This window comes from uncultured Ralstonia sp. (assembly GCA_913056305.1).
In the GTDB taxonomy this organism is placed as follows: domain Bacteria; phylum Pseudomonadota; class Gammaproteobacteria; order Burkholderiales; family Burkholderiaceae; genus Ralstonia.
This window is the reverse complement of the sequence record CAJXMR010000004.1, coordinates 18527-30618: the sequence shown is the minus strand read 5'-3', so window position 1 is coordinate 30618 and position 12092 is coordinate 18527. Positions and strand designations below refer to the sequence as shown.

The window sequence follows — 12092 nt, the reverse complement described above, 5'->3', positions numbered from 1 at the left end:
ATGACCCAAATGGCAACCGGCATTGACGCACCACCACGTCATGCCGCCCTCGACGACGCGCACATCGGAGACATCCGCGGTGCGCTCGGCACCATCGGCCAGCACGACACTGGCCCGCGCCAAGGATGGCGTGCACGTCTGCGCACGCTGCTAGCCATCCTTGGCCCGGGCCTGATCGTGATGGTGGGCGACAACGACGCCGGCGCCTTCGGCACCTACACCCAGGCCGGGCAGAACTACGGCACTACGCTGCTGTGGACGTTGCTGCTGCTGATCCCGGTGCTGTACGTCAATCAGGAGATGGTGCTGCGCCTGGGTGCCGTTACGCGCGTCGGCCACGCGCGGCTGATCTTCGCGCGCTTCGGCAAGTTCTGGGGCAGCTTCTCCGTCATCGATCTGTTCCTGGTGAATGCGCTGACGCTGGTGACGGAGTTCATCGGCATCAGCCTGGCGCTGGAGTACCTCGGCATTCCACGTCATTGGGGTGTCTGCGCGTCGGCCGCGCTGGTGATGGTGGCCGCTTCCACCGGTGACTTCCGCCGCTTCGAGCGCTTTGCGCTCGCGCTGGTGGCGGGCAGCCTCACGCTGATCCCGGTCTTCGTGATGCTGCATCCGCCGCTGGGGCAGGTTGCGCAGGATTTCTTCATCCCGGCCATGCCGGCCAACGCGCCGCTGTCGGAAGTGATGCTGCTGATCATCGCCATCGTCGGCACCACCGTGGCGCCGTGGCAGCTGTTCTTCCAGCAGAGCTATGTGATCGACAAGCGCATCACGCCGCGCTTCATCAAGTACGAGCGCGCCGACCTGTGGCTCGGCATCGTGCTGGTGGTGGTGGGTGCGGTGGCGATGATCGCCTTCAGCGCGCAGGCCTTCCAGGGTACGGCGGAGTTCGGCAAGTACACCGATGCACTGGGTACGGCCGTCGGCATCGAGAAGGCTGCGGGCCGCTGGGCCGGCATCCTGTTTGCGATCGCGCTGCTCGACGCCAGCATCATTGGCGCGTGCGCGGTGTCGCTGTCGACTGCGTATGCGATCGGCGACGTGCTGGCCGTGCGCCACTCGCTGCATCGCAAGCCGACCGAGGCCAAGGGCTTCTACGCCGTGTACTTCGGCCTGACGCTGCTGTCGGCCGGGCTGGTGCTGACGCCGGGCGTGCCGCTGGGGCTGCTGACCAACGCGGTGCAATCGTTGGCTGGCGTGCTGTTGCCGAGCGCGACGGTGTTCCTGCTGCTGCTGTGCAATGACAAGGCTGTGCTGGGCCCGTGGACCAATGGCCGCGTGACCAACATCTTCACCGGCGCAGTGGTGGCGGTGCTGGTGATGCTGTCCGTCATCCTGACCGCCGCGGTGCTGTTCCCCAACATCGGCACGGTGGAGATCGTGGCCGTGCTGGTGGGCGGCTCGCTGATCGCGGCGGTGATGTCGCTGGTGCTGTGGCGCATCGAGCGCCGCGCCAACCACGGCGTGGTGCACCAGAAGGTGAGCCTGCTCGACCGCAGCAAGTGGACCATGCCGCCGCTGGAGCAACTGACCGCTGCCCGCTGGACGCCGCTCAAGCGCACCTGGATGTTCGTGCTGCGCGGTTATCTGGTGATCGCGGCGGGGCTGGTGCTGGTGCGCATTGCCGGGCTGGTCACGGGCTGAGGCCGCACGCAGTCATGAAACGACAAGCCGGTCGCGCATGCGTGGCCGGCTATTTTTTTAGCCCTCCAGCCGAGGCAGCCGCACCGTGAACTGCGAGCCACGGCCTTCCGTGCTGCTGACCGTGATGGTGCCCCGATGCAGTTCCACCACCAGCTTGACCAGGTACAGCCCGACGCCCGCGCCCACCGTGCCGGCCACATTGCCGCCGCGCACATAGCGCTCGAACAGCCGGTCGATGTCGCGCTCCGGAATGCCCAGGCCATTGTCCGCCACCGATACGCTCACGCTGTCCGCGTCTGCGCTGATGCGCACGGTCACCCGCGCCTGCGCATGCGGCGACGAATACTTGACGGCGTTGCCGACCAGGTTGCTGAAGGCCTGGAACAGCAGCTTGGCATCGCCATAGAAGGTGTCGGGCACGCCGTCGTCGATGCGCTCTTCGATGTGCGCGGCCGGCGAGCTGTCGCGGTGCATCTCGCACACCTCGTGCAGCAGCGCCGGCAGCGGAAAGTGCGTGCACCGCACCGCCGCCAGCGTGGTGCTGTCGAGCCATTGCGACGAGTCCAACAGGTGGTCCATCAGGTGCGTCATGCGCGCTACTGCCGCGCGGATCTTGCCGCAGCGCTCGTCCAGCACCTCGGTCGAGGGCGCCTCGCGCATGCGCATCAGCCGCTGCGCGTGGCCGTCGATTACGTTCAGCGGTGTGCGGAATTCATGCGAGGCCATGGAGACGAAGTTGCGCTGCAGCTCGGCCATGCGGCGCTCCTTGGCCAGCATGTCCTGCAGCACCACGGCCTGGGAGACCAGCGCGTCCTTGCTGCGGCCCAGCTCGACGGTGTTGTCGCGAAAGCGCGCCACCGCCTGTGCGATGTCGCCGATCTCGTCGCGCCGCTCCAGGCTGGGGATGTCGACGTGCGTGTCGTTGTTGGCGATGCGGTGCATGCGCTCCACCAGCGTGGCGATGGGGCGCGACACGGCGTAGGCCAGGTAGGCCACGGCCACCACCACCAGGCAGGCCGCCACCACGATCGCGCCGATGATGAGCTGGCGGGCGTCGTGATAGGCCTGTGCCTCGCGCTCGGTCTCGGCGGTGGCGCCGGCGGTACTGCGCTCCGTCAAGACGGTCAGCGTATCGTTGGCGCGGTCGTACGCTTGCCACGACTCGCCATGATAGAGCTGTATCGCCCCCGGGATGTCGCCCGCCTTGGCCGTGACGATCACGCGTTTGGTCAGATCGCGGTACGTATTCCATTGAGTGACGAACTGCCGATAGAGCGCGCGTTCGGCCGAGTCGTGCTCGATTTTTTCGTACCGGGATTGCGATCGCGCGATCATGTCGTCGAGCGCCGCGATCTGCTGGTCTGCGGCGAGCAGATCCGTGCGCGAGGTCGAGATCAGGTACTCCGCTTCCCCATAGCGGTAATCGGAAATGGAGTTATTGAGGTCACCCAGGATGCGGCTGCTTTGCAGCCAGCGGCCGCTGATCTGCGACGACACGCTGTGAAAGCTGGCTAGCTGATCAATGCCGAAAGCGCCCACGCCGACGACCAGCAGCAGAAACGTCACAAAGGCAAGCGAAAGTCGGACCCGAACGGGCCGCAGCATCGATAGCGGACGGAATTGGCGCATGCGTGGTTCGGCAGGCAGGGACATGGGGCGATGCATGGGGCGTGCCAGACGCTTTTTCGGGGGGCGCCGCGTTTCAGGCCATGCTTTTGGGCGGCGGCGGAAAATATCAGCAGATAATGCCATCTGGCGACGCGCTCAGGGAGACCTTCCTGTTGCGGCGCTGGCCAACAGTAACCATATCATCCACGCGGAATGATCATGAGCAATGCGGATCGAAAAATCCTCTGCATCGAGGACGATCGCGAAACAGCGGAACTGATTGCCGAGGAGCTGCTCGAGCGCGGATTCTCGGTCAGCCTGGCCCATGACGGGGAGCAGGGTCTGGCCGCTATCCTCCACGAAGCGCCGGATCTCGTGCTGTGCGACGTCGGCATGCCGGGCATGACTGGGTTCGAGTTGCTCGAGAAGATCGGTACGCTTGCCCCCCAGTTTTCCGACATCCCGTTCGTCTTTCTCACCGCGCTCGTGCAGCGCGAATATGAACTCAAGGGCCGCCGCCTGGGCGCCGACGATTACGTGGCCAAGCCGGTCGACTTCGACATCCTGACCAGCATCATCGAGACGCGGCTGGCCAAGAGCGCCCGGGCGCGCAAGCCGCACCCGCCGGTCAACCTGAGCGAGCGCGAGGTGGAAGTGCTGGCCTGGTCGGCGCGCGGCAAGACGTCGGGCGAGATTGCCACCATCCTCGGCCTATCCAAGCGCACCGTGGATTTTCATATCGACAACGCGCGGCAGAAGCTTGGTGTGGCGACCCGCATCGAAGCCGTGGTCAAGGCGTCTTCCTCCGGCATCATCAAGCCATAAAAGCACAGCGCGCCGGACCCCAGGGGATCACGGCGCGCTGCTTGCTGCCTCGTCATACCCCGCCCCGAAAGGCGGGGGTTACATCAGACCGGTGCGGTGTCTCCAGTCGACGGATCGTCCGACTCCGGCTCCTTGCCGAGGAACACCATCCGCAGTGCCGGCACGATCACCAGCAGCATCAGCGGGCCGATCAGCATGCCGCCCACCACCACGGTCGCCAGCGGACGCTGCACCTGGCTGCCGATGCCGGTGGAGATGGCCGCCGGGAACAGGCCGATGCACGCCGACAGCGCGGTCATCAGCATCGGCCGCATCCGCTGCTGCGCGGCATGGAACATCGCCTCGGTCGACTTCATGCCCTGCGTGCGGCGCAGATCGTTGTAGTACGTGATCATCAGGATGCCGTCCATCACCGAGACGCCGAACAGCGAGACGAAGCCGATCGCCGCGGAGATGCTGAAATCCAGCCCGGTCAGGAACAGCGCCAGCACGCCGCCAGTGATGGCGAACGGAATGCCGGCCAGCGCCATCAGGCTGTCGCGCGCCGAGTTGAACAGGCCATAGAGCAGCACCAGGATCAGCAGCATGCTCACGGGCACGGCAAATTCCAGGCGCTTCTTGGCTTGTTCGAGGTCTTCGAACTCGCCGGCCCACACGATGCGATAGCCTTCGGGCAGCTTGACGTTCTTGGTGATGCGCTCCTGCGCTTCTTCCACGGTGCCGCCCAGATCGCGTCCGCGCACGCTGAACTTGATCGGGATGTAACGCTCGTTGCGCTCGTGGTAGATGTAGGACGCCCCGGTGTCGAGCGAGATGTCAGCCAACTCGCGCAGTGGAATGTACCCGTTGGAGCCGTTCGGCGCCGAGTAAGCCACCCGGATGTTGCGGATCGCCTCGACGTTGTTGCGGTGTTCCGGCGCGAAGCGCACCAGCATCTGGTACTGGCGATCGCCTTCCACCACCATCGTGGCCACCGATCCGCCCAGCGCCGACTGCACGAGGGTGTTGACGTCGCCAGTGTTGAGCCCGTAGCGCGCCGCCGCCTCCCGGTTGATGCGGATGTTCAGGTTGGGCTGGCCGAGCACGCGGAACACGCCAAGGTCGGCGATGCCCTTGACCTGGTTCATTTCCGCGTAGACCTGATCGGCCAGCGACTCCAGCGTCTTCAGGTCGCGCCCGATGATCTTGACGGAGTTCGCGCCCTTCACGCCGGACAGGCCTTCCTCGACGTTGTCCTGGATGTACTGCGAGAAATTCATGGCAACGCCCGGCAGCTCATCCGAGAACTCCTTCTGCAGCTGCGCCACCATCTTTTCCTTGGTCATGCCCGCGGTCCATTCGGTGTAGGGCTTGAACGGGACATAGAACTCGGCGTTGTAGAAGCCGGCGGCGTCGCTGCCGTCGTCGGGGCGGCCATGCATCGAGACGACCGTCCTGATTTCCGGATGGCGCAGCAGGATCTGCCGGATCTTCGTCACCGTCGGCGCACCTGCTTCGAGCGAGACGGTCTGGGGCAGGGTGGCGCGCAGCCACAGGTTGCCTTCTTCCAGCGCGGGCAGGAACTCGGTGCCAAGGCGCGGGATCATCAGCCCCGTGATCAACAGCGCCAGGGCGCCGATGCCCACCGAGATCCGCTTGTTGTTCAGCGACCACTTCAGCGCCGGTGCATAGAGGCGATGCAGCCAGCGCACCAGGATCGTTTCCTTTTCTTCGACGTGCTTGGGCAGCAGGTACGTCGACAGCACCGGCGTAATGGTGAACGTCGAGATCAGGGCGCCCATCAGCGCATAGGCGTAGGTCCGTGCCATCGGCCCGAAGATCTGGCCTTCCACGCCCTGCATGGTGAACAGGGGCACGAAGGCGGCCAGCGTGATGGCGGCCGAGAAGAACACCGCCTTGTCCACCTGCAGCGCGCTGACGAAGACCATGCGGATGCGCTCGGGAATCCGGATGCCGAGCACCTTGCCGTCGCGGCCTGCCAGCAGCCGATGCTGCTCAACCGCCGGCATCTGGAGGTTGCGGAAGATGTTCTCCACCAGAATCACCGACGCGTCGACGATGATGCCGAAGTCGACCGCGCCCACCGAGAGCAGGTTGGCCGATTCGCCCATCAGCACCAGGATCATGATGCTGAAGAACAGGGCGAACGGAATGTTGATGCCGACGATGACGGCGCTGCGCAGATCGCCCAGGAAGACCCACTGGATGAAGAACACCAGCAGGAAGCCGAAGACCAGTGCGTGCAGCACGGTGTGCGTGGTGGTGGTCACCAGCTCGGAGCGGTCGTAGACCAGGTCGACCTTCACGCCCGGCGGCAGCGTGCCGTCGCTGTTGATCTTCTGGATCTCGGCCTTGACCCGTGCCACCACGTCGGTGGTTTTCTGGGTCCGGTTCATCACGACGGTGCCTAGGGCCACGTCGTCCTCATTGTCGCGCCCGGCAATGCCAAGCCGCGGCACGAAGCCGATCTTGACCGTTGCCACGTCCTTGACCTGCACCGGCACGCCGTTGTTTTGCGTCAGGACGGTCTTCTCGATGTCCTTGACGTTTTCGACCAGGCCGACACCCCGGATGTTGATCGATTGCTGGCCGAAGTTGAGTGTGCGCCCGCCGACGTTGATGTTGGCGTTGCCCAGCGCGGTCAGCATCTGCGGCAGGGTGATGTTGTACGTTTCGAGCTTGCGCGGGTCTACCGCAACTTCATAGCTCTTGGTCGGGCCGCCCCAGCTCACCACCTGCGCCACACCCGGCACCGTCAGCAGCCGGCGCTGGAGCACCCAATCCTGGATGGAGCGCAGGTTGGTCAGGCCATAGTGCGGCGGGCCCTTGACCTGGTAGCGCACGACTTCGCCCACCAGGCTGGAAGCCTGGATCTGGGCCTGCACGTTGTTCGGCAGGCTGACGTTCTGCTGCAGGCTCAACGCGGCCTGCGAATAGGCGAAGTAATACTCGATCCCGTAGTTGAAGGTCACCCGCACGAAGGACAGGCCGTAGAACGACGTCGAACGGATGCTCGACACGCCCGGCGTGGCGGCCAGGCCGACCTCCATCGGTACGGTGTAGTAGCGCTCCATCTCCTCGGCGGACATACCGGCTTGCTGCGCGGTGATTTCCAGGATGACGGGAGCGGGGTTCGGATACGCCTCGATATTGAGCTTAGAGTAGGCGTACAAGCCCGCCGCGGCGAATACCAGCAGGAACAGCAGAATGAGCGGTCGGCGCGTAAGCGACAACCTGAGAATGGCCCTCAGCACGGTCTACCTCTTTGTGAGCGCTGGATTGATCGGTCAGGAAGAAGCGCCAGGTTCACTGGCTGGCCGTCGCGGCGACGCTGCTCAGGAAGAGCGCGCCCTCGCTGGCGACCATTTCGCCCGGCTTGATCCCGTCGACGATCTGGACCAGTCCATCCTGTTCCAGGCCAAGCTTGACCGTACGTGGAACGAACTGCTTGCGGTCGGTGGTCACCCATACCGTCATGGTGCCGTCGCCTTCGCGCGCGATGCCGTTCGGCGCAATGGCCGGGGAACGGGTCGGCTCGCCCGTACGGATGGCGAAGGAGGTGAACATGCCCGGGCGCAACTCATGCTTCGGGTCCTGGATTTCCGAACGCACCAGTACGCGGTGCGTATTGGCGTCGACCGTGGAGCCCACGGTCGTCACGATGCCGGTAAACATCCGGCCCGGGAACGCGTTCACCTTGATCTGGACTTTCTGCCCCATATGCAGCAGCGGGCTGTCCGCTTCCGGCACGAATGCCTGCATCCACATGGTGGAGATGTCGGACACCGTGAACGGCGCCGTGCCGTTGCCGGGCTGCAGCAGCAGGCCCGGTTGCGCGCTGCGCGCGGTGATGCGGCCGGCGATGGGGCTGACGACCGTCAGAATGGGGTCGATGTGGCGCTGCTCGACGATGCGATCCATGTCCGCGGGGCTTTTGCCAAAGATGGCAACCGCGTCGCGAGCGGCTTTGTAGGCGGCTTCGGCGGCCTGTTGGTCGGACGTGGCCTGATCCAGGTCCTTCTGTGCAATGCCCTGGATCTCGAACAGCTGGTGCGCGCGCTCCAGCGCCCGCGTGGTCAGCTTGCGCGTGCCTGCCGCGGAAATCAGGGTGGATTCGGCCTGCACCAGATCGGGGCTCTCGATATCAAACAGCGGCTTGCCCTTGGGCACGTCGTCGCCGATCTTGGCGTACACGTTGCGGATCTTGCCCTGATAGGAAGTGAAGACCTGCACCGAGCGGTCTTCATTGAAGTCGATGTTGCCGATCGCATCACGCTGGTTGGCGAACTCGTGCTCTTCCACGGGGGCCACCTTGACGTGCGCGCCCTGCGATTGGCTCAGCGTTACCCCTTGCTGCCTGCGTGCTGCCGCATCCGAGGCGGCTTTGCTGGCAGCCTTGCTGGTCTCCGTCTGTTCGTATACAGGCGCGGTCTGCGTGCGCCCCGAAAACGCGAACATCAGGCCGGCTACGGCAACAGCGGCGGCGGCGCCCCCCACGGCGGCGGATTTTGCATCGAAACCCACGACAAACCCCCAAGATTACAAAAATTGCCCGCATGATGGGGGTCTGAGGCGGTCCGGTCTACTGTGATCAATCACAGTACGCGGTTCATTCGCCGCCGAATAGAATCCCGGCCATTCCATCGCTGACAAGAATTGGGCGCACCATGTCGTTTTCGGGCCACAAGCTGAATGTCGTTCTGAACGCAATTCCCTCGCACGCTCGTGCCGCAGCGGTTGCTGCCTGCATGCTGGTATCGGCCTGCGCGGTTGGGCCCGACTTCAAGACGCCGCCGGCGCCACAGGCCAGCGGGTACACACCGCAACCGCTGCCTGAGCAGACGACATCGGCGCAGACCGCCGGCGGCGAGGCCCAGCGTTTCGTCTCGGGCATGAAGGTGTCCGACCAGTGGTGGCGGACATTCCAGTCGGAGAAGCTGAACAAAGTGATCGCCGATGCGTTTGCCGCCAGCCCGACGCTGGCTGCGGCCCAGGCGGCGCTGAAGGTGGCGCATGACCAGATGCGCTCGCAGCAGGGCGCGTTCTTCCCGATGCTGCAAGGGAACTATTCGCCCGCCCGCAAGCAAGACGCGGTCGGCACGATTGCGCCCACGCTGACGTCGAACGCCCCGATCTACAGCTTGCACACCGCGCAGCTGACGGTGAGCTACGCGCCGGATGTATTCGGCGGGACCCGCCGGGCGGTCGAGTCGCTGCGCGCGTCGCGCGACGCGCAGTACTTCCAGCTGGAGGCGGCGTACCTGACGCTGGCGTCCAACATCGTGGTCGCAGCCGTGCAGGAGGCCTCGCTGCGCGCGCAGATCGAGGCGCAGCAGCGTGTGGTCGAAGTCAATACGAAGCTGCTCGACAACCTGCTGCGGCAGTTCAAGCTGGGTGCTGTTACCGGGCTGGACGTGGCCGCTGCGACGACGCAGCTGGCCCAGGCCGAGCAGGCCCTGCCGAATTTGCAGAAGCAGCTGGCTGTGCAGCGCGACCTGCTGGCCGCCCTGGCGGGCAAGCTGCCGAGCGAGGGCGTGGGCGAGACCTTCACGTTTGCCGATTTCGCCCTCCCGCAGGAGCTGCCGGTGTCGCTGCCGTCGGAACTGGTGCGGCAGCGCCCGGACGTACGTGCCGCGGAAGAACAACTGCATGCCGCCACCGCGCAGGTGGGCGTGGCCATTGCCAACATGCTGCCGCAATTCACGATTACTGCCACCCGGGGTGGGGCCGCCGAAGTCTTCAGCCAGATGTTCAGCGACGGCAACGTCTTCTGGGCCCTGGCGGCCAGCGTGACGCAGACCTTCTTCGACGGCGGCACGCTGTGGTTCAAGAAGCGCGCAGCCGACGCCGGCGTGGAACAGGCCGAGGCCCAGTACCGCGGCACCGTGATCACGGCGTTCCAGAACGTCGCGGACTCCCTGCAAGCGCTGGATGCCGACGCCAATATCCTGAAGGCCGCGCTCAAGTCCGAGCAGGCTGCAAACACCACGCTCGACATCACCACCAAGCAGCTTGGGCTCGGTTACGTGAACGTGCTGGCCGTGCTGAATGCGGAGCAGGCCTACCAGGCCGCTACCCAGGCGACCATCGCAGCGCGTGCCGGCCGCTTTAGCGATACGGCTGCGCTGTTCCAGTCGCTGGGCGGTGGCTGGTGGAACCGGCCTGAGGGGGCCGTGGCCCTGGAGCCCGACGCCGCATCGGCGCGTACCTCATCGACGCATTAACTGAGCGGAATCTCGAAGATCCACTTGAAGGTCCAGCGGTCGGTGGCGCGCGTCAGGCCCCGACCGATGCCGAAGTTGAAGACGAAGGGCTTGCGGTCCACGTCGAAGGCCAGGTACGCGGTGTGCTGCTGCTCGTGCAGCGGCGCGAGGTGGTTGATGGGCCCCAAGTCTGCGTAGTACTCCAGCCCAGCGCGCACGCCGGTCGCCACCGTGCGCGCGATCTTGAAGCTCGGCGCCGCATCGGGCACGCCGCTGCGACCCGGGCTCGACACTGTCCAATCCAGCACCGGGTTCACCGCCCACAGCCAGCGCGCGTCCTGGTAGCCGTAGATGGGGCGCAGCTCCGCCACGTTCTGCGATTGCTCGAAGCGGCGTGCCACGTGGGCCAGCTCCACGTTGATGCCGGCAAAGCGCCCCACACCGTCCTCCGGCCGCACCGGCATCCACTTCACGCGCACCTTCGGTCCGGTCACGTAATAGGTGTTGTCGCGCGTGAGGCTGGTCGGCACGTACAGGCCGAATTCAAGCGAGGGCGACCAGCCGTAGGAAAACTCGGCCGTTGCCCGCCACCCGTGCGGTGTCGTGATTTCACCGGGGTACGAAGGCTCGCTAATGCCGCTGGGCGTGGTGTTCAGGTGCAGCTCCAGGCCGACCTCGCCGGGGGCGTTGATGTCGCCGGTGTAGACCTGGATTTCGTCGGGCAGCACGGCGTGCGCGGGCAGCACCGGCAACCCGAGCACGACGGTCAGCCCGGCAATGCGGGCGAGGCGCGATAGCAGCATGGAGGACCCCAGTTTTTGACCCGGATCATAAATGCGCAATCGGGCGTTTCCGGAATAACCCCGGCTTGCAAACACAAATCGGCCTGAGAGGCGTTCGCGTTAGTGATCGGCCCCGGCGCCGGCGCGCACGTGCGCCTCATCCACCCCGAGTCGTGCGTGCAATTCCTGCCACCCCTTGGGTGTCACCAGCACCGCGCGCGAGGCTCGCGCGCGCAGCAGCCAGCCGGCCTCGCACAGCCGGTGCAGGAACTGGACGCCCAGCGGTCCGGCCAGGTGGTGCGTGCGCTCGGTCCAGTCCAGGCACTGGCGCGCCAGACCGCGCCGCGTCGGGCGGATGGCGCTCACATCCAGCCCGACGCTGGCAAACCATGCATGGCCGGCGGGCGGGATCTCATATTGTTTGTCTGCTACCGGCGCCAGGTAGCCGCGTGCCTGCATCGCCTGCGTGACGGCCACGCCAACCTGCCCCGCCAGGTGGTCGTAGCAGCAGCGGCAGAAGCCGAGCTCGCGCGCCTTGGCGCTCAGCACCGGGCGGCGTGCGGTGCCGGCGGGGCCGATGGCGGCCAGGTGCTCCAGCGCCTGCGCCACGTGCGCGCCGGCCAGCCGGTAGTAGCGATGCCGGCCTTCAGTCTCCAGCAGCAGTAGCCCGCCCTCCAGCAATTTGGCCAGATGCGTGCTCGCCGTCTGCGCGGTGACACCGGCGGCATGCGCCAGCTCGCCCGCCGGCAGGGCACGCCCGTCGAGCAACGCAGTCAGCATGGCCGCCCGGGCCGGGTCGGCGATCAGGAAGGCGGTGCCGGAAAAGCTGTTCGGAAGCGACATGGCGGACTCCTCGTCAACCCGGCCATTCTAGGGAACGGGCGGTCACGATGCTTCGACACGGATCGAAACGTCGCGCACCCGCTGCGCACTACGCTGGCGCCATCGTTCTCCAGGAGCTTGAACATGGATGCCTTGACGTTGCAGCCCGGCGCCGCCGCCCAGCCTGCACGCCCCCGCCTGGTGCTGT

Annotated in this window: 8 protein-coding genes; 3 read left to right on the top strand and 5 right to left on the bottom strand. The window is 65.7% G+C overall.

Annotated elements, in window-relative coordinates; translation table 11 throughout:
* Window positions 1–1644, top strand: coding sequence for an NRAMP family divalent metal transporter (locus tag QZ609_RS01510; protein ID WP_295490068.1), 1644 nt, complete (start codon window positions 1–3; stop codon window positions 1642–1644).
* Window positions 1645–1701: 57 nt separating this feature from the next.
* Here the strand turns inward: QZ609_RS01510 and QZ609_RS01505 are convergent, their stop codons facing one another.
* Window positions 1702–3273 carry an ATP-binding protein gene (locus QZ609_RS01505; protein WP_295490066.1) on the bottom strand — a complete coding sequence of 524 codons (1572 nt, stop codon included), beginning with the start codon at window positions 3271–3273 and terminating at the stop codon, window positions 1702–1704.
* Window positions 3274–3471: 198 nt separating this feature from the next.
* Here QZ609_RS01505 and QZ609_RS01500 point away from each other — a divergent pair, with 198 nt between their 5' ends.
* The gene (locus QZ609_RS01500) at window positions 3472–4077 is read left to right on the top strand and encodes a response regulator transcription factor (RefSeq protein ID WP_295490064.1); all 606 of its coding nucleotides are present in this window, start codon (window positions 3472–3474) and stop codon (window positions 4075–4077) included.
* A gap of 83 nt (window positions 4078–4160) precedes the next feature.
* Here the strand turns inward: QZ609_RS01500 and QZ609_RS01495 are convergent, their stop codons facing one another.
* Both QZ609_RS01495 and QZ609_RS01490 read right to left on the bottom strand, forming a co-directional pair.
* Window positions 4161–7331, bottom strand: coding sequence for a CusA/CzcA family heavy metal efflux RND transporter (locus QZ609_RS01495; RefSeq protein ID WP_295490062.1), 3171 nt, complete (start codon window positions 7329–7331; stop codon window positions 4161–4163).
* 52 nt (window positions 7332–7383) lie between these two features.
* Complete coding sequence (locus QZ609_RS01490; RefSeq protein WP_295490060.1) at window positions 7384–8601, bottom strand: efflux RND transporter periplasmic adaptor subunit; 1218 nt, start codon at window positions 8599–8601, stop codon at window positions 7384–7386.
* Window positions 8602–8825: 224 nt separating this feature from the next.
* Between QZ609_RS01490 and QZ609_RS01485 the strand changes: the two genes are divergently transcribed.
* Entirely contained in the window at window positions 8826–10301 is a 1476-nt protein-coding gene (locus QZ609_RS01485; RefSeq protein ID WP_295490058.1) for an efflux transporter outer membrane subunit, read from the top strand.
* Here the strand turns inward: QZ609_RS01485 and QZ609_RS01480 are convergent.
* Together QZ609_RS01480 and QZ609_RS01475 are read right to left on the bottom strand one after the other, a co-directional pair.
* A complete protein-coding gene (locus QZ609_RS01480) occupies window positions 10298–11083 on the bottom strand; it encodes a hypothetical protein (RefSeq protein WP_295490057.1) in 786 nt (261 codons plus the stop codon). The two genes, QZ609_RS01485 and QZ609_RS01480, sit on opposite strands and share 4 nt — an antisense overlap.
* A gap of 99 nt (window positions 11084–11182) precedes the next feature.
* Window positions 11183–11905: a helix-turn-helix transcriptional regulator gene (locus QZ609_RS01475; RefSeq protein WP_295490055.1), complete on the bottom strand. Its 723-nt coding sequence runs from the start codon at window positions 11903–11905 to the stop codon at window positions 11183–11185.
* Between the last annotated feature and the right edge of the window lie 187 nt (window positions 11906–12092).